The sequence below is a fragment of the Vibrio navarrensis genome (assembly GCF_015767675.1).
Classification (GTDB): Bacteria; Pseudomonadota; Gammaproteobacteria; order Enterobacterales; family Vibrionaceae; genus Vibrio.
On the sequence record NZ_CP065218.1, the window covers coordinates 1,209,605 to 1,231,637 of the forward strand.

Annotated in this window: 14 protein-coding genes; 4 read left to right on the top strand and 10 right to left on the bottom strand. The window is 48.2% G+C overall.

The genetic code is table 11. The annotated features are described in order from the left end of the window. Positions 1 to 130 precede the first annotated feature (130 nt). Genes I3X05_RS22160 through I3X05_RS22175 form a run of 4 tightly spaced genes read right to left on the bottom strand, consistent with a single transcriptional unit; the run spans position 131 to position 6,667 of the window. Positions 131 to 1,141, bottom strand: a complete 1,011-nt coding sequence (locus tag I3X05_RS22160) for a GGDEF domain-containing response regulator (RefSeq protein WP_045569437.1) — start codon at positions 1,139 to 1,141, stop codon at positions 131 to 133. 2 nt (positions 1,142 to 1,143) lie between these two features. Continuing rightward, positions 1,144 to 1,725 (bottom strand): chemotaxis protein CheB, encoded by a 582-nt coding sequence (locus I3X05_RS22165; protein ID WP_045569436.1) that lies wholly within the window; start codon positions 1,723 to 1,725, stop codon positions 1,144 to 1,146. Between the two features lie 3 nt (positions 1,726 to 1,728). Continuing rightward, positions 1,729 to 2,568 (bottom strand): CheR family methyltransferase, encoded by an 840-nt coding sequence (locus I3X05_RS22170; protein ID WP_045569435.1) that lies wholly within the window; start codon positions 2,566 to 2,568, stop codon positions 1,729 to 1,731. A gap of 1 nt (position 2,569) precedes the next feature. Next, positions 2,570 to 6,667, bottom strand: coding sequence for a response regulator (locus I3X05_RS22175; RefSeq protein ID WP_045569434.1), 4,098 nt, complete (start codon positions 6,665 to 6,667; stop codon positions 2,570 to 2,572). A 478-nt stretch (positions 6,668 to 7,145) separates the two neighbouring features. Here I3X05_RS22175 and I3X05_RS22180 point away from each other — a divergent pair, with 478 nt between their 5' ends. Beyond that, on the top strand, positions 7,146 to 7,823 hold the full coding sequence (locus tag I3X05_RS22180; protein WP_045569433.1) for a MaoC family dehydratase: 678 nt from the start codon (positions 7,146 to 7,148) through the stop codon (positions 7,821 to 7,823). A 277-nt stretch (positions 7,824 to 8,100) separates the two neighbouring features. Continuing rightward, positions 8,101 to 9,663 carry a methyl-accepting chemotaxis protein gene (locus I3X05_RS22185; protein WP_045569432.1) on the top strand — a complete coding sequence of 521 codons (1,563 nt, stop codon included), beginning with the start codon at positions 8,101 to 8,103 and terminating at the stop codon, positions 9,661 to 9,663. 93 nt (positions 9,664 to 9,756) lie between these two features. Here the strand turns inward: I3X05_RS22185 and I3X05_RS22190 are convergent, their stop codons facing one another. The 5 genes from I3X05_RS22190 to tal form a co-directional block, all read right to left on the bottom strand. After that, positions 9,757 to 12,117 (bottom strand): bifunctional diguanylate cyclase/phosphodiesterase, encoded by a 2,361-nt coding sequence (locus I3X05_RS22190; protein WP_045569431.1) that lies wholly within the window; start codon positions 12,115 to 12,117, stop codon positions 9,757 to 9,759. Then, on the bottom strand, positions 12,114 to 12,722 hold the full coding sequence (locus I3X05_RS22195) for a methylamine utilization protein (RefSeq protein ID WP_139046270.1): 609 nt from the start codon (positions 12,720 to 12,722) through the stop codon (positions 12,114 to 12,116). Before I3X05_RS22195 ends, I3X05_RS22190 begins: the two co-directional genes overlap by 4 nt. A gap of 17 nt (positions 12,723 to 12,739) precedes the next feature. After that, on the bottom strand, positions 12,740 to 13,615 hold the full coding sequence (locus I3X05_RS22200; RefSeq protein WP_337971260.1) for a DUF4394 domain-containing protein: 876 nt from the start codon (positions 13,613 to 13,615) through the stop codon (positions 12,740 to 12,742). A gap of 149 nt (positions 13,616 to 13,764) precedes the next feature. Continuing rightward, a complete protein-coding gene (tkt, locus tag I3X05_RS22205; RefSeq protein WP_337971261.1) occupies positions 13,765 to 15,771 on the bottom strand; it encodes a transketolase in 2,007 nt (668 codons plus the stop codon). Between the two features lie 81 nt (positions 15,772 to 15,852). Further along, positions 15,853 to 16,803: a transaldolase gene (tal, locus tag I3X05_RS22210; RefSeq protein WP_337971262.1), complete on the bottom strand. Its 951-nt coding sequence runs from the start codon at positions 16,801 to 16,803 to the stop codon at positions 15,853 to 15,855. Between the two features lie 463 nt (positions 16,804 to 17,266). Between tal and I3X05_RS22215 the strand changes: the two genes are divergently transcribed. Next, entirely contained in the window at positions 17,267 to 18,259 is a 993-nt protein-coding gene (locus I3X05_RS22215) for a sugar-binding transcriptional regulator (protein ID WP_337971263.1), read from the top strand. 145 nt (positions 18,260 to 18,404) lie between these two features. Further along, entirely contained in the window at positions 18,405 to 19,703 is a 1,299-nt protein-coding gene (locus I3X05_RS22220) for a glycoside hydrolase family 18 protein (RefSeq protein WP_337971264.1), read from the top strand. 16 nt (positions 19,704 to 19,719) lie between these two features. Here the strand turns inward: I3X05_RS22220 and I3X05_RS22225 are convergent, their stop codons facing one another. Then, a complete protein-coding gene (locus I3X05_RS22225; RefSeq protein ID WP_337971265.1) occupies positions 19,720 to 22,005 on the bottom strand; it encodes a bifunctional diguanylate cyclase/phosphodiesterase in 2,286 nt (761 codons plus the stop codon). Positions 22,006 to 22,033 lie beyond the last annotated feature (28 nt).

The window sequence follows — 22,033 nt, forward strand, 5'->3', positions numbered from 1 at the left end:
AATTGGATTTGAGCCGTGTTCAGAAAGCAAGAGCGTTAGGCGAGTAAAAGGTATTTACTAAAGATCAAAAAAGGGAACGAATGTTCCCCTGAATGTAAAGTGTGATAAGCACCAAGCAGGTGGCGAGGCGCTACGAAACGAGTTCTGTATGGCAAGCTTCGGCAATGCGGTTACGCCCAGTGCGTTTGGCTTTGTACAACGCTTCGTCTGCTTTTTTCAGTAGCAGGCTAATGTTGCCGTCGGCTTGCGGCACCATAGAGCAAATCCCGAGGCTGGCAGTAACATGGGGGTAACTGGCATTCTCACTGTGTTTGATGCGTAGTGCTTCTATTGTGGTGCGAATGCGATCCGCCACGTGTTTCGCGCCTTCAAGATCGGTTTCAGGCAAAATCGCGGCAAATTCTTCACCGCCAATGCGCGCGACCTTATCGAGACAACGTAACTTCATATCGCGAATTGCCTCTGCGACCATACGCAAACATTCATCCCCTTGCTGGTGACCGAAAGAGTCGTTGTACATTTTGAAGTGATCGATATCGAAGATGATCATCGATACTGAGGTATTTGACCGTAGGGCTCGATTCCACTCGTCGGTGTAGATCTCTTCAAAGCGGCGGCGATTGTGCAGGCCAGTGAGGCTGTCGGTGGTCGAGAGCAACAACAGTTGTTCGTTGGTCTCTTCCAACTGCTGTTGCAACTCCTCTAGCTCAGAGAGCTTTTGGTCAAACTCCATGGTCTTCTTTTTCAGGGCATGGCGCTGTTCAAACAGTTCAACAAAAACGCGCACTTTGCTGTGAAACACCAGTGGATGCAACGGTTTAAACAGATAGTCTACCGCCCCGTGTTCGTAACCACGGAAGATGTGTTCTTCGGATTTCGAAGCCGCAGTGACAAAAATTATCGGAATATGACGGGTTTTGCGGTTACCACGCATTAACTCTGCCACTTCGTAACCATTCATGGTTGGCATCTGTACGTCCAGTAGTACCAGCGCGAAATCGTAGTCTAACGTTAGGGCAAGGGCCTCTTCGCCGGAAGTGGCACGGACTACGTTTACCGAAAAAGCGTCCAGTAGGCCTTCTAGCGTGAGTAGGTTTTCGATTTTGTCATCAACGATGAGTATGGTTGCTTTATCTTGCATGGTTAACAGTCACATAGAGAATTTAAGAAATGACCAATTTCGTCCAAAGGGAGGATATGATCGACATTGGCCGTTTCAATCGCGGCGGCTGGCATGGCCTGCGCCTCGGCACTTTCGACGGATTGAACGACGGCCAGTCCGCCCATTTGTTTGATTTTTTTCAGCCCAAGCGCGCCGTCGGAATTCGCGCCCGTCAATACCACACCAACCAACGATGGGCCATAATAATCGGCGGCGGTTTCAAACAACACATCAATCGATGGCCGTGAATAATTCACAGGTGGATCGACTGAAAGTGCAATACAGCCATCGACTTCTACCATCATGTGGTAGTTGGGCGGAGCGATGTACATATTGCCGCGGCGGATGGGCAGTTTGTCTTCGGCTTCTTGCACGCTCAGGTGGCTTTTGCTGTCAAAGTGCGTGGCCATGTAACTTTCTGGCGAGGGACTAATGTGCTGTACCAGCAAAACCGGTAAGCAAAATGAATCCTTCAACTGACGCAATACCGCTCCAACGGCTGCAAGGCCGCCTGCGGATGCGCCAATAACAACTGCGCTGTATGTGTGGCCACGACAACTCATGTATCACCTAATCCGTTTCTTGCGATAAATCTTTTCTTTTTCTGAGACCAAATCAAACTTGTCCGCGATATCAGAAAAACGCAGCGATTCTTTCGAGCCGAGGCAGAGAAAACCGCCCGGTACTAAGCTGTCGTAGAAAAGTTTAAACACGCGGTTTTGCAGCTCTCTGTTGAAATAAATCAATACGTTACGACAAAAAATCACATTCATTTCACCAAACACACCGTCGGTGGCTAAGTTGTGTGGGGTGAACAACATTTTATCGCGCAGCGCGAGTTTCATGATCACACTGTCGTAGTCGGCAATGTAGTAGTCAGAGAAAGATGCGTTGCCCCCCGCTGCTTGGTAGTTGGCGGTGTATTGGCGGACCAAGTCCATCGGATAGATGCCTTTTTTGGCTTTTTCCAAAATGGCTTCGTTGAAATCGGTCGCGTAAATTTGCGCACGATCTTTCATCCCTTCTTCTTCCAGCATGATGCCCATCGAGTAGACTTCTTGACCTGCTGAACAGCCCGCATGCCAAATTTTGACAAACGGATAGGTCTGCAAATGAGGAATAATCAGCTCACGAACCTTTTTGTAGAACCAAGGGTCGCGGAACATTTCCGTGACGTTGATGGAGAGATCGAGCAGCATTTGATCAAAAAAACGCGCGTCGTTGATGACTTTGTGCTGCATTTGCGAATAGTTCGACATGCCTTCAATCGCACGTCGATATTCGAGTCGTCGCTTGGTATGAGCGAGCGAATATTCGCGAAAGTCATAGCCATATTTGCGATAGATCGCTTCCAACAGCAGTTGAATTTCTAATTGTTCGTTTGAAAGATCAGTCACGCTTTCCATTTCAGTACAACCATACTCGCAACATTGACAATAACTTATCGGTATTGACTGGCTTGGCGAGATAATCGCTCGCACCTGCTTCAATACACTTACTTCTATCGCCCTTCATCGCCTTTGCCGTCAGCGCGATCACTGGCAGCTTTTCGTAAACTTTTTGTTTACGAATCTCTTCCATGGCTTCGTAACCATCCATCCTTGGCATCATGATGTCCATTAATACGACATCAATATCCGGGTTTTCTTTTAACTTATCTAGGCTCTCCAAACCATCTCGGGCAATGACAATATCCATGCCTTTGTCTTCTAAAATGCTGGAGAGAGCAAACACATTACGCATATCGTCGTCAACCAGCAAAACTTTTTTGCCGATCAGAACCGATTCTTTATTGTGCACTGCGCGCAACATACCTTGCTGTTCTCTCGGCAGGTTGGCTTCCACGCGGTGAAGGAAGAGCGCGGATTCATCCAGCAAGCGCTCAGGAGATTTGACCCCCTTGATGATGATGCTCTCGGCGTAGCGGTTTAACTCTTTCTCTTCTTCTTTGCTCAACTCGCGCCCGGTATACACAATAATGGGGACGCGCGCCGCTGTTTCGCTGCGGCGAATACGCTCCAGTAGCTCAAAACCGGTCATATCCTCAAGGCCCAAATCCAGCACCATGCAGTCATAACGTGCCGACTCCAACTCACTCAACGCTTTCTCGCCCGTTGGCACGGTAACAATATGCACGTCATCTTCGCCAATCAGTTGGCGAATGCTCTCTTGTTGTATGGCATCGTCTTCCACCACCAGAAGGCGCTTCACGGGTTTGGAGATAATCTCTTCAATATTGCCAAACGCCTTCTCGAGTTTTTTCATATCGACCGGTTTGGTGAGGTAGCCAATCGCGCCCATACGTAGCGCATCCAAATTGGCGTCGTTGGCCGACATGAAATGTACTGGAATGTGGCGCGTTTCTGGGTTCTCTTTGAGACGCTCCATCACGGTCCAACCGTCGATGCCGGGCAAGCCAATGTCCAAAATGATGGCGCTCGGGTTGTAGTATTGAGCAAAGTGCAAGCCGCTTTCACCTGTTTCGGCGACAATGCATTTAAAGCCTCGCTCACGGCCAAAATCACGCATGACACCAGCAAACGCGCGATCATCTTCAATGATCAACAAGGTGCGATCTTCGGCGACAATCGATTGTCGGTCGTCTTCCACATAACTGTCACTGGCGCTGAGAACGGGTTCTGCTTTCTCGACACTTATGGGCGGTTGCGGCGCGGGTGTGGATACCACCGCATGTTCTTGCGCTTCTACTGGCGCATCGCGTTCGGTGATTTCCAGTGGCGCGAGGCTAATCTGCGGCAAGCTTTCCATCTCATTACGTGCCTTTTCGGTGTATTTCAACGGGAACACCACGGTAAAGGTGCTGCCTTTTCCTTCTTCACTCTTAAGATGAATACGACCGCCGAGCAAATGGGCCAGCTCTTTGGAGATAGACAAGCCGAGCCCTGTGCCGCCATATTTACGGCTGGTGCTGCCATCGGCTTGCTGGAAGGCTTGGAAAATCGCCACTTGCTGATCTTGCTTAATGCCGATGCCGTCATCGCGTACTGAGAATGCGATTAACTCTTCACGTGGCTTGTTGAGCAGTTTTGCCAGCTCTTGTGACGGATGAGCCATGTTCAGCGTCACGGCACCTTCATGGGTGAATTTGAATGCGTTGGTGAGTAGATTGCGCAGAATTTGCTGCAGTCGCTGCGAGTCACTCTCAAGGCTCGCGGGCAAGTTGCCGGCACAGATGACTTGGAAATCGAGCCCTTTGTCGTCGGCTATCTCTTTGTACAGGCGCAACAAATCCTGCTCTATGCTGGCAAGCGATACATCCTCAATATGCAAGTCGATTTTCCCAGCTTCAACTTTGGAAAGATCGAGAATTTCGTTAATCAAAGAGAGCAGATCAGAACCCGATGAGTTGATTGCCTTAGCCGATTCGATCTGTTTGTCGGTTAAGTTGCCGTCTTTGTTGTTGGCGAACAACTGCGAGAGGATCAAAATACTGTTAAGCGGTGTGCGCAGTTCGTGCGACATGTTCGCCAAGAACTCAGACTTGTACTTGCTGGCGATTTCCAACTCTTTGGCTTTTTCTTCCACCACTTGCTGCGCCTCTCGCAGCGCCTCATTTTTCTCTTTCATCTCGTTTTGCTGCTGCTCAAGCGCTTTGGTTCGCTCTTCCAACTCTTCGTTGGTGACGCGTAGCTCTTCTTGCTGGGCTTGCAGCTCGGCTTCCGATTCTTTGAGCACTTTGGTTTGCTCTTGCAGTTCTTCGTTGGTGACGCGCAGCTCTTCCTGCTGCGCCTGCAACTCCTCTTCCGAGGCGCGCAGCGCTTGAGTCTGCTGTTCCAACTCTTCGTTCGCTTTGCTTAGGCTCTCTTTCTGCTGCTGCGTTTCCAGTAGCAGTGAGTTAATCACCAAACGCGCTTTGGTGGCGTTAAACACAATGGCGAGATTGCTGACGATCTCATCGACAAAGCGGCGTTGAATCGAGCTGTAGGCTTGGTTTGAACCGAGCATCACGACGCCAATTAACTGTTCATCAACCGCTAATGGGATGGCGAGAAAATGACTTGGAATAGTTTCCCCAGCGGCAAAATTGTAGCTCGGCACATTGTGTTGCAGATGGTTAAAGGCGATCACTTGGCGCTCGAGTGCCGCTTGACCGACCATGCCTTCGCCGAGTTTGAGTTGATTGAAATTGCCATGGCGATCGGAAAACGCATAGGAGGCGTGCAGCTCCAATCGGTCGTTTTCAAACAGATAGAGCGCGCCCAACTGGGCATTCATGTGTTTGGTAAAAAAAGCAATAAACTTGTCTGACAACAGATCGAGGCTGAGATCGCCACGGATTTCATTGTCCAACATCTCTTTGCCAGATTTCAGCCAGTCTAAGTCGCGCAGTTGCGAAGCCATATTGTTGAGTGAACGGCTTAATTCGCCGAGCTCGTCTTTGCGGTCAATGGTTAACGCGGACTCTAAGTCGCCCTCGGCAATGCGCTGAGCAAACCCCATGCTTTCGAGCAAAGGCTGAGTAACCGACGAGGAAAACTTGATAGCAATAAAGCAGACGATAACAAACAAAGCCACGCCGACTGCCAGCAGGATCTGGTACACGTGATAAACCGAAGTGGTGACTTCGTCTTGGTTGATTTTGGAGATCAGATACCAGTCGTGCCCAGGGATGCTCAACTTATCGAAGGTAACCAGAACCGGAAGGCCAAGGCTATCGATATAAATGCCTTGCCCGCCGCGCTCGCCCGCCGATTGCGCATCGCGCCAGTAATCGGGCTCACCACTGCTGAGTCTGTAGCCAACCACATATAGGCCGTTGCCCATCGTAACCAGATCTGAGCGCAGCGAGAATGTATCCGTCGCGTGTTCAAGACCAATAATATAGGACTCGCCTGTTTCTCCCATGCCGACACGGGAATTGACGATTTCGGTTACCAATTCCGGCATCACTTGCACGGCGACAATGGCAATCAACTTGCCTTCTTGGTCCAAAATCGGCGCAGAAAAGTAAGCGACGTACTGATTATCCGCGGCCTTGCTTTTGGCAAAGTCGGTAAAAAGTGCACGCGGGTGGCTCAGCTCTTTGGCCCAAAGTCGGGCGAGGGCCGGATCGCTCGACTCATAGCTGAGATTGATGGTGCGGATACGGCTCTTGTCTCGCAAAGCGTAGAGGATTTTCCCGTTTTGCGGCGAAAGGATAAACAGATCGCGATAGCCATAAGATTCGACGAAGTGCCGCAATGTTTCTTCGAGTTGACTTTGCGATGCAGTGGTCACGGACTCACTGAGTTTCTGGCTAAAATCGAGCATTTCCGATGTGGAAGCAAACATACTGATATCAAGCAGTCGCTTGCTAAAAAAGGTGTCAATCGCGGTGGAACGTAGCGATTGAATGGCCTGTAGCTCTTCAAACGATTTGTCGATTAACGCATCACCTGCCATGCGTCCACTGAAAATCGTTACGCATACCATAGGCAAAATGCCAAACGTGATTAAAAGGGCAATTAACTTGGGACGAATACGAATGTCCGCGAACTTTATCATCAAGGTATCACTAATCAGTTGTTTTTATTAAACCAGTTTCTCTGATATTCCCTTCTTGTTCAAATGGACTTAAGCAGACTGTTGACTAGGATCTGATTTTAACATGGCCAAACCACATATTGATTGATGGATGAATCAATATGTGGTTTGGATTTTTAGTGGTGTGTCACTTGCTCTTAATGACCATTTGGCGCTTATCTTGCAAGCTTGTCTTGCTAGTTAAAGGAAGAAGATATGCGCAAATGGCGACTTCTCTGCCTTTAAGGTAGGAGAACGATAAAAAGGCGATTTTATAGAGTATTAACTCTATCTCGGCAAAATAAATAAAATGATGTTTTATTGTTAATGTATTGATATTTAATGATTTTATCCTTTTTGGATTACAGTTGTTCGCCCGAAAGTATTTGCAACAATATGTGAAGTGTTTCAAAATTAACTGGTTGAGCCAGTTGGGCAAATCATTAACCAAGGTTTTTTTATGAAAGTCACAAATCTTTTTAGAGACAAAGTTGATGCATGGTCTGCACATCATACTGAGTTTATGAATTGGATGTCCCCGACGCTACGCGATTATTGGGGTGACTTTTTGGAAAAAGCACAAGGAAGCTTTCTTTTTTCAAAAGTGCGCGACCATCAGCAGCCTGCGGTAAACGAGGAAGTTTCTATACCGGAACCGATTGTTTTAAATGCAGAAGCGCAAAGACTCTACGATGAATTGCAAGGAAAAATTGGTCAGGTGATCCACGTTGGCGACTGGATTCATGTTGATCAACAGCGTATCAACCAATTTGGTTTAGTTACTGAAGACATGCAATGGATCCATACCGATCCTCAGCGCGCGGCCACTGAATCGCCATTCAAAACCACCATTGCACACGGATTTCTGACGTTGGCGCTATTGCCCAAGTTGACCGATTCGGTGGATGCGGATAAACCGCTGTTTCCGACGGCGAAAATGGTGGTGAACATTGGTCTTAACCAAGTGCGTTTTCCTTATCCAGTCAAAGCGGGTAACAATTTACGTGCTTCAAGCGTGTTGACTAAAGTGACACCGGTCAAAAAAGGTCTTGAAATTGAACGCGAAATCAAAGTCGAGATCGAAGGGGTGCGCCGACCCGCAGCGGTAGTAGTCTCGGTTATTCAATTGCATTTCTAATTTAGAGACCTGCATCTAAACCATGCCAAAAGGCCAGCTTGTTGAGCTGGCCTTTTCTATTGCCATAAGCCCCAACTCTGTTGCCATAAGTTTCAAGGGTAAACTTTGTTGTAAAGCTCATTTTTCTGCTTGTAAGAAAGTTCTCATCAATTAAATCCACAAAATAATGACGGCTATCATGCTGTTGATAAGCAATGCGAATCCCTCTTTGTAATATTATTCATATTTGTGTATAAATTGCGGCGTTCAACTATTCCAACAAAAAAGATGTGCCACTATGTCAGTCAGTCTTTCGAAATCAGCTCATGAGACAGTGCTAAGTGAACAAGATCAGCTTGTTTCTACTACCGATCTTAAAGGGGTCATTACCTACAGCAATGAGGCATTTTGCCGCGTTGCGGAATATCAGCAACATGAGTTGCTAGGGCAAAACCACAATATCGTTCGTCATACGGACATGCCGAAGGCCGCGTTCGGTGATATGTGGAAAAATCTCAAGCAGGGTAGAGCTTGGCGTGGCATCGTTAAAAATCGCACTAAATCTGGCGGTTACTACTGGGTTGATGCCTATGTCACCCCAATTTACGACAATGGCGTTATGTGTGGTTATCAATCGGTGCGTGTTAAGCCAAAACGTGAGTGGGTTAATATTGCCGCCAAAGCGTATCAATCGTTGCTCAGTGCGGAAAAAAATGGCCGGACGTGGTCATTACAACTGAGTGACAGCATACGCTACGCAATTCTTTTAGGGTCAGTGTCCGCGCCGATGCTCGCCCATGCATTGCATGCTGAAGGCCTATTGGCTTGGTTGGCGAACCTGCTTCCGGCAGCGGCGCTGGGATTACTGTTTCGTCAAGAGTTGATCGACACGCCGAGCCAACTAAAAAAGTTACAATCCAAGTTTGATAGTGTGAGCCGTTTGATCTATTCCGGTAACACGCCGTTTTCTGTCGCCGATTTCCATTTAAAAATGGCCTCTGCGCGAATTCGAACCATTTTGGGCCGAATGACCGACTCCGCTCGCCCGCTGCAAAACTTGGCCGATGAGTTGAGCGCGACGACGGAAGAAGTTTCTCAAGCGCTTGGCCAGCAAGCGACGGACATTCGTCAAGTGCGTGATGCCGCGGATTCGATGGAGCAAGCCGCCAATGCGGTGTTCGATAGCACTCGTAATGCGCACGGCTTGATAGATGAAACGGTGCAAAGTTGTGCGCAAACCAAAGCAACCATTGAGCACACGCAGCAAAATTTGAATCGCTTGAGTAGCCAAGCAGAAAAAGCGACCCAGACCACTTATCAACTCAGTGAGCAAGCGGAAAGAGTGAGCAAACTGATGGAAGAGATCGGGGGAATTGCAGAGCAGACCAACTTGTTGGCTTTAAACGCGGCGATTGAAGCGGCGCGGGCAGGCGAGCAGGGACGTGGTTTTGCCGTTGTGGCCGACGAAGTGCGAGCACTATCCGGGCGTACATCGAAAGCGACATTGCAGATCAAATCCAGCATTGATGACATGCTGGGCACGATTCAGGGCTGGCAAAGCGATATTATTAGCAACCGCGAGCAGACCGAAGCGTGCTCTCAAAGTGCCTCGCAAAGCGCCGTGCGGCTGGCGGAAGTTGAACAATTGATGCAAAGCATGGACAGCTTGATGGAAGATGTGGCCGATTCGGCCAATAAGCAACTCACGCTGTCGCGCGATGTTAATCAGCACATTCACTCTATCGCATCCGCAGCCGAGCAAAACTTGGCGGCCACGCGCATCGTGGAAGAAAATAGCCTGAAACTCAAAGATCAAGTAAACGAGTTTTATCAACTAGCTGAGCGTTTTCAAGAGCGATAGTGGTTCTGAATGGCTGAACACAATAAAACCCAGCGCAGGCTGGGTTTTTTTAGGCCAGTATGACAAAGGCGAACACTGGTGCATATCGTTAGGTTAAGTATGCTGAGCGCACCACTCGTCACGCCAAGCAACAAACTCCTCCATCGGCATCGGTTTGTTGATGTAATAACCTTGTGCTTCATCGCATTGCAGTAACGCAAGTGCATCAAACAGTTCGCGGGTTTCCACCCCTTCTGCGACAACACGCAACCCTAAATTGTGCGCCAGTTCAATGGTGGAATTGACGATAATTCTGTCGTTGTTGTTCTCTATCATATTGAGGACAAAAGATTTATCGACTTTAAGCTCATTGACTGGTAGCTGTTTTAGATAGCCGAGTGACGAATATCCTGTACCAAAATCGTCGATGGAAAGGTGAAAGCCCATGTCGGCGAGTTCATTTAAGGTTTGTTGGGCAATCTTCGGATCTTCCATGATGGCGCTTTCGGTAATTTCTAAACAGATACCCTCAGCTGGTACCTTGAATTCGTTCAACTGTGAATCAAGAAAAGCAGGTAGCTGACCTGTCATGAGATCCCAAGTCGACAAGTTAATCGAGATGATCATCTGTCCTTGCCGAGGTTGCACGTGATGCCACTGGCTAATGACCTCTCTAATCACCCACTTAGTAATTTCACGCACAAAACCGGTCTGTTCTGCAAAAGGAACAAACTGATAGGGTGCGATCATACCTTTACTGGGATGCTGCCAACGGATCAAAGCTTCAGCGGCAGAAACCACCGCGGATCTTGTGTCCACTTTGGCTTGTAAGAAAACTCGCAGTTCATTTTCTCGCACTGCTCGGCGCAACTCAGAAAGCAGTGATAAGTTTTGTGGAGCCGCCGTCACCAAGGCTTGGCTGTAAACCACGATCTGCTCTTTTTTGGATTTCGCTGCGTACATGGCAATTTGTGAGGCGTGAATCAGCGAGTCGGGATCGGCAGCGTCTGTTGGCCAAGAAGCAATGCCAATTGAGACACTGAGATCAATCTGCGTTCCGTCGATTTCAAACGCATCATCCAAACTGTGTTTAAGGTGCTGAGCGGCCTCAAAAGGCAATTGTTGGGAGGTATCCAGCATCACGGAAAACTCATCACCACTTACATGAGCCGTCATGGTTCGGGACGTACGTGAAGCATCACTTAAACGCTCGGCAACGGTTTTGAGTACCCGATCACCGACCTCATAGCCCAGAACATCATTCACTTGCTTAAAGCGATCGAGGTTGAGCGTAATAACGGAAATTTGCCTAAACGTGTTAGATGCCATTGCTTCGCTGAGCTTTTGTTTAAAATTGAGACGGTTTGGTAATCTGGTCAGAGGATCGAAGTAAGCCAGTTGAGTGATGGTTTCTCTCTGTTCCTCAATGCTACTGCGCATTTTATCGAATCCCCGCGCGAGTTGGCCGATCTCATCAGGGCGATCCGTTCCCTCAATCTCAGAGGAGAAATTACCTTTCTCTAGCTCAGCGGTTGCTTCTGTGAGGGTAATTAGCGGCTTTATGGTTCGGTGAGACAAGGCGAAAATGGCTAAAGTGAAGATAATAATGCCAACACCACTCACCGTCAGATATTGAGTGGAAAGTTGGTCAAATTTCTCGCTGGCTTTTGGCAAAGATTCAAGGAAAACCACGTGAACCCAATGTTGCGTCGAGGTCTGTTCGCTGATTACCCCACTGATGAAAACTTCTTGATTGATCACTATATCCTGAAGTGAGTGTTCGTCTTGTGCCATGGTGCTGTTTTGCGAACGAAAATAGTCAGCAATGGCCTCTGAACTGGCGACGACATTGATGGTTTGTGCCCCTGTTGATGAAGAGAGAAGGGCAATTTCAATCCCCGCCAGTTGGCTAGCTTGTAAGATGCGTTCTTGGTCAATATCGAAGCCCAACAAAACGTAGCCGATCACTCGCGGAGCACGTACCGGAGCCAGTACAAACTGGGTCGGTTTGCCGCTGTACATCATCAGCTGAAAGGGCTTTTGCTTGTCAAAACGTTGGATAATCTCTTTGTATACCGAAGGGTCGTCAAGCAAGATAGCTTCGGATGAAGCGGCTTTGAGCTGCCAGTTGGCATCAATCAAAATAGCGATGGAAGCGTTGATGCGCTGGGCGTTATTTAACAGCGCGGAGGCAATGGTGCTTTGATCTTGCGTGGCGACGGCAGAGCGAAAACCGAAGTCGGAAGCGAGCACTTCTGCACTCTCTTGTAACATGGAATTAGATTGTGCCAGCAATTGATTCCAAACGCGTTTTGATACTTCTAATGACTGTCTGATTTCCTCGCGAACATGTTTGTCCACGGTTATATTAACCAAAGTAAGGCTGATGGCCTGCACAGCAATCAGCAGTAACAAAGTGATAAAAATAAAGCGCCTGGATAGACTCTCTTGGAAAAATGCCCAGTTTAGACTCACAATCTCCCTCCAGAATCTGGCATGGTAATACGAAGTGAAATGGGCTCTGCATCGACGGTCACGCTTGAAGTCACAAACGGTGAGCCATATGGTAGGCTGGCATGCCACACATCAATCTCATAGTGCTCTGGAATTTGATCGAGAAAAATAGCCTCACCTTGTTGATTGGTTTGTGTATAGACTGGCGTTTCTGATACCAATATCCAAGCCAGCATGCTGTCATGGATGTTACAACCGAGTTCAACTACGCCTGCTTGGTCGAAGATAACGGGCTGTTCTGGTTTGTCGATGTAGAGCTTGAGTTCAAATGTTTTTGCTGGCGAAAAAGAGTAAACATGGTGGCGGACTGTGTCGCGATTGGGAAAATCAACCGCAGTTCCTTGGGTAATGACAAGCACTCCGGGCACAAACGCACGATTTTTCTGTGCCATTTCGATGTTGCTCAACGGTTTTAGCTGGCTCTTTAATCGTTCTGATTTGAGAAAGACCACCGCGTTTTCTAACGGCTCACCAGTCGCATTTTGCACTTCTACCCGAATCTCAGCAGCTTGTGCAACACCAACTGCGAAGCAAAGCAGCGATAACCACCATTGTCTTTTGTACAAGGTACACCTCATAAAAGTTAGGGCTCAATCGCCAATCCAGTAATTGTTTTACCGCGTGGGAAGTGGCCAAGCAGCTCGGCTCGGCCAGTCGTAAGGTCAATCACTACCAGCTTTACTGGCAGGCTGGCTGATGTGGTGATGGTGCCAAGCGCAACATTATTAATATCGCTGATATCCAACGAGGCGTCCTGAATCGGTTCGATACCGAGTCCACCTATGGTGTAGAGCACGCCAAGATTGGGAGAAACGGCAGGCGTTGCTCCTTCTATAGTGCCTTGCATCACCAAGGTTCCGCGCTGCTTATCGATAGCATAATTGGTGGTGAGCTTTTCATTGTTTTGGTTGTAAGTGTAGGCCGCGGCGACAATATCTGGCTTGTAAGCTGCGTTGACATCACCTTGGTCATAAGTGAGCCTTGGATCCATTTGAGTGCCAAGCGTTTTACCATCAAAATCAATAATTGCTCCAGTGTCTGGGTGCAAGCGCAGATTGAGGTTTTGTTTTCCGACCACACGCATCTTGTCTGCTGCTGGGTTAAAATCGAACCCCCAATGCCCATCGTTGATCGGTTCAGTCGGTTTAGAGCCCGGAACTAGCGTTGCGACACCCGATGAGAGGTTAATGATAAAAATGCGTCCTTGGCTACTCAGGGCATAGAGATCGCCGCGCGCAACTCTAAAATCAATGCCGATGATATTTTCACCCGATGTTAACCCTTGCACTGGCAGAGTGGTTTTGATCGTGTCTGGTGAGCGAGGATTGATTTTTAGGAGTTGCTGATAGTTTTCGACCACCCATACTGTGTTGGGTAAATCGGCTATTGATGTTGCCGCAAAGAGAGGAAAACTGAATGATAGACAGAGAGTGATAAGACAGGCTTTCGTGCTGCGCATAACTGAATGTTCCTTATTTGTCGTTCTTCGTTGCACCTCTAACTATAGAAGAGTTATAGAGAAAAAAGTAAAGCATTGATGTGGGGGGGATATAAAAAGCCCTACATAATTTTGCAGGGCTTAGTATTAATTGAACTTAGTTTGAAAGTTTAAGCGATGATTTCTTTCGCTGTGTTCACCACGTTTTCAACCGTGAAGCCGAACATTTCGAACAGTTGGTCAGCGGGTGCAGATTCGCCAAACGTCGTCATACCGATGATGCGACCGTCGAAGCCAACGTACTTGTACCAGAAGTCTGCGATGCCCGCTTCGATAGCGATACGTGCTGTCACGTCTGATGGCAGAACTGCTTCACGGTAAGCCGCGTCTTGCTTGTCGAATGTATCAGTAGCAGGCATTGAAACCACGCGTACTTTCTTACCTTCTGCGCTTAGCTGCTCAGCGGCTTTCACTGCGAGTTCAACTTCAGAACCCGTCGCGATAAGGATAAGCTCAGGCTTGCCATCGCTCTCTTTTAGGATGTAACCACCCTTGGCGATGTTTGCCACTTGCTCAGCAGAGCGAACTTGTTGTGCCAGATTTTGACGCGAGAAAATCAGTGCAGACGGTGCATCTTTGCGCTCAATCGCCAGTTTCCATGCTACTGCTGATTCCACTTGGTCACATGGACGCCATGTGCTCATGTTTGGTGTTAGACGCAGAGACGCGATTTGCTCAACGGGTTGGTGAGTTGGGCCATCTTCACCCAAGCCGATAGAATCGTGCGTGTACACTTGGATGTTCTGAATCTTCATCAGAGCCGCCATACGCATTGCGTTACGTGCGTATTCCATGAACATCAGGAAGGTTGCGCCGTAAGGAACAAAACCACCGTGTAGTGCGATACCGTTCATAATAGCAGTCATACCAAATTCACGTACACCGTAGTGGATGTAGTTACCAGAGAAGTCGTTCGCTTCTAGAGATTTAGAACCCGACCACATGGTTAGGTTAGAAGGCGCTAGGTCAGCAGAGCCGCCCATGAATTCTGGCAGCATTTTACCAAACGCTTCTAGCGCGTTTTGCGATGCTTTACGTGACGCAATGTTTGCTGGGTTTGCTTGAAGATCAGCAATGATTTGGCTTGCTTTCTCTTCCCACTGCGCTGGCAGTTCGCCATTTACGCGGCGTTTGAACTCTGCGGCAAGCTCAGGGTACTCGGCTGCGTATGCCTCGAACTTCGCGTTCCAAGCGGCTTCTTTTGCAGCGCCTGCGGCTTTTGCATCCCACTGTGCGTATACATCAGCAGGGATTTCAAATGCTGGGTGTTCCCAACCTAGGAATTCACGCGCTGCGGCAATTTCTTCCGCGCCTAGCGGTGCACCATGACAGTCGTGCGAGCCTGATTTGTTTGGTGAACCAAAACCGATGATAGTCTTCGTACAAATTAGCGTAGGACGAGGATCCGCTTTAGCGGCTTCAATTGCTGCGTTGATCGCTTCAGCATTGTGACCATCCACTGCTGGGATAACGTGCCAGCCGTATGCTTCAAAACGCTTAGGCGTATCGTCAGAGAACCAGCCTTCGACGTGACCATCGATAGAGATGCCGTTGTCATCCCAGAATGCGATCAGTTTGCCTAGACCTAGCGTACCAGCAAGAGAGCAAGCCTCGTGCGAAATGCCTTCCATCAAACAGCCATCACCCATGAACACGTAAGTGAAGTGGTCGACGATGTCGTGGCCTTCTTTGTTGAATTGCGCTGCGAGCGCTTTCTCAGCCATTGCCATACCAACAGCGTTGGTGATGCCTTGGCCTAGCGGGCCTGTCGTTGTCTCGATACCCGGTGCGTAGCCGTACTCTGGGTGACCTGGAGTCTTAGAGTGCAATTGACGGAAGTTCTTCAGATCATCGATAGAAAGCTCGTAACCGCTAAGGTGCAGTAGCGAGTAAATCAGCATAGATCCGTGGCCGTTAGACAGCACGAAACGGTCGCGGTCTGCCCACTCTGGGTTTGATGGGTTGTGGTTTAGGTGGCCACGCCAAAGAACTTCAGCGATGTCCGCCATGCCCATAGGTGCCCCTGGGTGGCCTGAGTTTGCTTTTTGTACGCCGTCCATGCTGAGTGCGCGGATTGCATTAGCTAAATGCTTTCTTGATAGAGGAGCGTTATCCATAATAAATACCGAATATTATTTGAGTCTAAAGAGGAAATAAGTAGGGGAACGTTTGCGTTCCCCTAGTTTGATTCTGTGTGATTACAGTTTAGCTGCAATCATCGCTTCGAGTTTGCCTTGGTCAACGGCGAAGTTACGGATACCTTCTGCCAGTTTCTCAACCGCCATTGGGTCTTGGTTGTGCTCCCATAGGAATTCCGCGTGAGTCATTGGTGCAGGGCGCTCTGCTGCGCCTTTAGAGTCAACCAGTTTCTCAACCACTTCACCTTCAGCCGCTTCGAGTTCTGCAAGTAGAGAAGGTGCGATAGTCAGTCGATCACAGCCCGCTAGCTCTAGGATCTCACCGATGTTACGGAAGCTTGCGCCCATAACGACGGTTTTGTAGCCGTACTCTTTGTAGTAGTTGTAGATGCTAGTGACAGACAATACGCCTGGATCTTCTGATGCTTCGAAATCACGGCCTTCTTTCGCTTTGTACCAGTCCATAATGCGACCAACGAATGGAGAGATCAGGAATACGCCCGCTTCCGCACAAGCACGCGCTTGAGCGAAAGAGAACAAAAGAGTCAGGTTACAGTTGATGCCTTCTTTCTCTAGGATTTCAGCTGCGCGGATACCTTCCCAAGTAGACGCCAGTTTGATCAGAATGCGGTCGTTTGTGATGCCAGCATCGTTGTACATTTTCACCAGCTGGCGAGCTTTCGCGACGCTGCCTTCCATATCGTAAGAAAGACGAGCGTCCACTTCTGTAGAGATGCGGCCAGGGATCGTTTTGAGGATTTCTTTACCGATGTTGACGGCAAGCATGTCGCAAGTGTCTTGGATCTGCTGTGCTTTGTCAGCGCTTTGAGTTTTTGCATACTCGATAGAAGCATCGATCAGAGGTGCATACTCAGCGATCTGAGCCGCTTTAAGAATCAGAGAAGGGTTAGTGGTGGCATCTTCTGGTTGGTATTTCTTGATTGCGTCAATTTCACCAGTGTCTGCTACCACAGTGGTTAGCTTGCGAAGTTGCTCTAACTTGTTGCTCATAATCGATCATCCTATCTAACGGGCTACCGCTCGGCGGTTAGCGCCAGAGCGAATACATTTGTAAACTGACTCGCGAATAGTTTAGTGCGGATTTTCCGTCACACTCTCTATTGGTCAGAAAAAATTTAGCGACCGAACATTTGTTTTGAACATTTGCTCGATGGCTGAGTAAATGATGTGCCCATATTTATCCTATCAGCCTAGAAAGTCAATGGCTGAATGGAGGGGAAGGTGACCTCTATCAACGTTTTTCTTTGTGGGTAATCGGAGAAAAAGTAAATAAACGTTTGCCCTTGTTTGATAAGGTTTTGCCTAGTGGAATGGTTAACATTTTATTTACTGAGAAAATGTCATTTTAGTGAGCAAAAGTTGCATCTTGGCTAGGGTGTAACATATGCTAGGTCAATGAGCATTTGCTCATGAGTGAGTAAAATAGCGCTCCTAGATGAGGGTGAGAGTAAAAATGAGCAGTCCCAACCAAGACATATCGGTTGAAAGTACCGATTTGCTAACTGAAATCTCTGTGGCTTATTACCAAGATGGCGCCACTCAGGAGGAAATATCGAAAAAATTTGCCGTGTCGCGCGCCAAAGTCGGCAGGATGCTCAAACAAGCACGAGACGAAGGGATTGTTGAAATCACTGTCAAATATCATCCAGTGTTTAGCGCTAAAATTGAGCAGCGTCTCATTGACCGCTTTGGTGTTAAACGCGCATTAGTGGCGTTAGATCAACCCAGTGAGGAAGCGCAGCGTCAGCAGGTGGCAGGGTTAGTGTCGAATTATCTGACTAGCACGCTGAAAAATGGCATGGTGGTGTCGGTCGGCCAAGGACGAAATGTCTCTGCTGTCGCCCATCATGTTGGCGTTATTACACCAAGAGAGTGTAAATTTGTCTGCGCCATTGGCGGCATTCACCCGCGTGGAGGCATGTTCAATGCGGACCACATTTGTCGCCAGCTGGCAAAAAAATACGGTGGCACATCAGAAACACTCTATGCGCCTGCATACGCAGAAAACCGCGAGCAAAAGATGGCGTTCATGCAAAATGCGACAGTGAAACAGACCCTAGATTTGGCACGCAAAGCGGACATTGCGCTGGTCGGTATCGGTGATATGAGTGAAAACAGCTACATGGTCGATTTGGGTTGGTTCACGCCCGATGAAGTGGTGCAATCTCGTTTGCAGCAAGGTGTGGTGGGGGATTTCGCTGGCTACGATTTCTTTGATATTCATGGCAACGTCGCCAATACAGTCATGAGTGACCGCGTGATTGGCTTAGGGATTGAAGAGTTTCGTCCCATCTCTGAAGTGATTGCCATCGCCGCTGAAAACAGTAAACCATTAGCGCTGCTTGGTGCATTGCGTACTGGCGCTATCGATGTGATTGCCACCAGTGTCAGTAACGCGCTCACTGTGCTGAACTTAGATGAGCAGATGCAATGTCGGCAAGCTTGAGTTGAAGCTTTGTTTCTGGCACAAAAAATGTGCAACGGGTGCAACCTAACGGCGATAATTCTTAAATGACTCGCAGCCTGATGAGATTGTTGGGATGAAAACAGTTCCTGAGAGTAGCTTAGTGAGGTTAACTCTGGAGGGAATTATGAAAAAAACGCTTATCTCTGTTGCACTCTTAACCTGTTTTAGCGCCGCGTCTTTCGCGGGCGACAAAGTGGTGGCGGGTTACTTTGCCGATTGGCAGTACGCCAATCCATCGAACCCTTACACAGTGCAAGATATCCCCGCTGAAAAGCTGACTCACGTTATTTATGCCTTCTTAAGTATGTGTGGACCGCATACAGGGGCCTCTGACACCGTGCAAAAGCTGGTTGCCAAGCAGTGTGAAGGTAAAGCGCCTTTCAGTGCTATTGTGGTGGATACCGAAGCTGCGCTTGAAAAAGATTTTGGCAAAGTGTCAGTAAAAGTGCCTTATAAGGGCCATTTTGCGCAGCTTGCTCAATTGAAGCAGCAACATCCACAACTCAAAATTTTGCCTTCTTTTGGTGGATGGACTATGTCTGAGCCGTTCCATGCGATGGCCAAAGATCCCAAAGCGATGGCGCAATTCTCGAAAACCGCCGTTGAGCTTATTCATCAATATGATTTCTTTGATGGAATTGATCTTGACTGGGAATACCCGGGCGGCGGCGGTTTGACCACCTCTCCGTGGGACCCAGCAACCAAGCTGTCTGACGAGCAAAAAGCGGCTGAGCGTGAAGCCTTCACTTATTTGGTCAAAACCATGCGTGCTGACCTAGATGCGTTGGAAAAACAGACAAAGCGTGAGTATGAGTTATCAACCGCAGTGGGTGTCGGAGCGAAAGCCGCGCAAATCGACTGGAAATCGGCCGCACCTTATCTGACCAACATGTTTGCCATGACTTACGATTTCCTCGGTGGTTGGGGCCAGCAGACCGGACATACCACCAACTTGCATGCCACAGAACGCAGTTGGTGGGGCATGGGCGCTGACGTCTTTATCAACCAAATGATAGAGCAGGGGATCCCGAGTGAGAAACTGGTGATTGGCGCTGCGTTTTATGGCCGTGGCTGGCAGGGCACTAAGAATTACGACGGCCAAGCGCCAAAAGCAGACTTACTTTCTGAGCAAGGGGCGCAGTTCGGCACCGGAGAAAATGGTTACTTTATGTTCTGGGATCTGGTGAAGAACTACGGTGAAAAACAGGGTTACCAATATAACTACGATGAGCACGCTCAAGCGCCGTATCTGTGGAATCCTGAGAAAAAAGTATTTATCTCTTTTGAGGACCAACGCTCCATCAAAGCGAAAGCGCAATGGGCGAAACAAGCCAACTTAGCGGGTATTTTTACTTGGGAACTTTCGGGTGATCCAAGTGGTAAGTTGGTCGATGCGATGTACTCCGAAATGCAACAAAAATAGCGTACCGCATCTTAGACTACCCCGCCTTGTGCGGGGTATTTTTATCGAGATATTCAGCCAGAGCTTTAATATCCAGAGGTTTTGAGTAGTAATAACCTTGCAAGAGATCGCAATGACATTTTGCCAGTAGATCAGCCTGTGCCTGCGTCTCTACCCCTTCTGCCAGCACCGCCATACCGAAGTTTTTACCGATGGCGATGATATTTCGCACCATATTGTAGGATTTTGCGTCATGTTCGATGTGATCGACAAAACTCTTATCTATTTTCAGTTCATCAATCGGCAGTGCTTTGAGCATGCTGAGTGAAGAGTAGCCTGTACCAAAGTCATCCAGTGAAATCTTCAGGCCTAATTGGTGGATTTCTTGGCAGATCGGCTTGAACTGCTGCAGATCTTCGATAAACAGATTTTCGGTGATCTCAAGGGTGACGGACTCTCGATCAAAATTGGCTTCTTCGATCACTTTTAGCAAGTGATAGGAGAAGTCTTTTTGCATGAACTGTTTAACTGAAATATTGATCGAAAGGTTGAGCTTATGTCGCTGAGGCTTAACGTAAAGAGCCATCTCATTAACGCTGCGCTCAATAATAAATTTGCCTAATGTGACCATTAAGCCGGAGCTTTCGGCGATCGGGATAAAAACGTCTGGTGGAATGAATCCTAACTCATCATCTTGCCAACGGACCAAGGCTTCCACACCATGAAAATGGCCATGCACATCCACCTGAGGTTGATAAACCATCGAGAGACTTTTGTTCTCAATCGCCAAACGTAGGCGCTGCTCCACCCGCATTTTGTACAAGTGGTCAGCCTGCATCTCGGTGGTAAACAGGCGAAATGAATTGCGCTCCTGTTTTGCTTGGTACATAGAAATATCGGCCGCGCGCAGCAGTGCATCGAGATCGGACCCATGGGTAGGGTATACCGCGATGCCAATGCTACAACTGAGTAAAAAATGCATATCGTTGACTAAGTAGGTTTGCGACATGCTGGTGATCATCTCTTTGGCGAGAATGCGCAACAAACTTGGATCCGTTTCTCTGACTAACATGATGAACTCGTCACTGGCTTCACGGACGATCAAACGTTCAGGGGTAAGAAAACTGCTGAGCCGTTGAGCAATCTGCTTCAAGACTTGGTCGCCAAAGTCATGCCCGTGAGTGTCGTTGACACTCTTGAAGTTGTCGATATCGATGAATAAGAGCGCGAAAGGGGCCGTTTTGTTCTTGGTCCAAAGAGGAATGGTGTTGCGCAAATAAAGTCGATTAGGCAGGTCTGTCAGGGCATCGTGTGTCGCTTGGTAGTTGAGCCGTTCTAATGTCTCTTTCTCATTTTCAGCGATCGATCGAACTAATCCATAAAAGGCCAATTGAACGGCGAAGAAAATCAGCAGATAGAGGCCAAACTGTTGGTGAAACGTTTGATTGAGGAAACGCATGTCGGTGGTAGACACCGCCCAGAGTTGATAATCCGCCAAGTATTTCACTGTCATTATTTCGGAGTGGTTAAGGCTGTTGGTGATAAAAGTGACGGGTTTCTGTTGCCTTTTTAATTCGGCCTCTGTAAGAGAGATATTGGCCGCTGCGGCTGTGATCGCTTGCCGGTAGCGAACATCTTCAACAGGAGTCGAATAGGGATCAATACCCATATCTTCGGCTGAAATAAAGGTGCGGTAGAGATCTTCGCGGATCAGACTAACGCGGTTGAATGGGTTGTCGTGGATGTCGTGACGAAAGACCAGTGTTGAGTCCACTTTCAGCCCTGCGGTCATGACGGCAATAACATTCCCTTTGCGATCACGAATCGCTTTACGGATAGGGATCACTAACGTTTGTAACGCAGGCATGAAGTAGGTCCGGCCGAGCACCATTCTGTCGGAATTCAACGTTTGCAAAAAGCTTTCGCGGCTGACCGGATTGAGTTTTAGGTTAGTCATGTCCGAAAGGTGAATATTAGAACTCACCGTTAGAAAGTTACCTTCAGCATCGGTTAAACCAAATCCGGCGATGGCAGAGTGGATACGCATCAAGTCATCCAAGATGGGTCGAATCTGCATTGCAGCGGTCAGAGTAAAATCGTTTTTCAAAATCAGTTGGCGACCAACCACTTCTAATAGTGACTCCTGACTTTTCAGCAAAGAGTCTACCGAGGAGGAAAACAGTTCCAACTGGAGCAGTTGTTTATCCTGATACTTTTGTATATTCGATTGATAGAGAGAGCGGCTAAAAAGGGCAAAAAGGATGAAGGTCAGCGTGACGACCACCCAATACACCATCCAGATATTTCGTTTAAATCCTGCCATTTTTAGCCTTCTAGTCGTTAGGCAAACC

Excerpts from the sequence above, each read along its gene's own strand:
- tkt (WP_337971261.1), bottom strand. The coding sequence starts at position 15,771 with ATGGATAACGCTCCTCTATCAAGAAAGCATTTAGCTAATGCAATCCGC.
- I3X05_RS22180 (WP_045569433.1), top strand. The coding sequence starts at position 7,146 with ATGAAAGTCACAAATCTTTTTAGAGACAAAGTTGATGCATGGTCTGCA.
- I3X05_RS22225 (WP_337971265.1), bottom strand. The coding sequence starts at position 22,005 with ATGGCAGGATTTAAACGAAATATCTGGATGGTGTATTGGGTGGTCGTC.
- I3X05_RS22175 (WP_045569434.1), bottom strand. The coding sequence starts at position 6,667 with ATGATAAAGTTCGCGGACATTCGTATTCGTCCCAAGTTAATTGCCCTT.
- I3X05_RS22165 (WP_045569436.1), bottom strand. The coding sequence starts at position 1,725 with ATGAGTTGTCGTGGCCACACATACAGCGCAGTTGTTATTGGCGCATCC.
- I3X05_RS22185 (WP_045569432.1), top strand. The coding sequence starts at position 8,101 with ATGTCAGTCAGTCTTTCGAAATCAGCTCATGAGACAGTGCTAAGTGAA.
- I3X05_RS22220 (WP_337971264.1), top strand. The coding sequence starts at position 18,405 with ATGAAAAAAACGCTTATCTCTGTTGCACTCTTAACCTGTTTTAGCGCC.
- tal (WP_337971262.1), bottom strand. The coding sequence starts at position 16,803 with ATGAGCAACAAGTTAGAGCAACTTCGCAAGCTAACCACTGTGGTAGCA.
- I3X05_RS22170 (WP_045569435.1), bottom strand. The coding sequence starts at position 2,568 with ATGGAAAGCGTGACTGATCTTTCAAACGAACAATTAGAAATTCAACTG.
- I3X05_RS22215 (WP_337971263.1), top strand. The coding sequence starts at position 17,267 with ATGAGCAGTCCCAACCAAGACATATCGGTTGAAAGTACCGATTTGCTA.
- I3X05_RS22200 (WP_337971260.1), bottom strand. The coding sequence starts at position 13,615 with ATGCGCAGCACGAAAGCCTGTCTTATCACTCTCTGTCTATCATTCAGT.
- I3X05_RS22160 (WP_045569437.1), bottom strand. The coding sequence starts at position 1,141 with ATGCAAGATAAAGCAACCATACTCATCGTTGATGACAAAATCGAAAAC.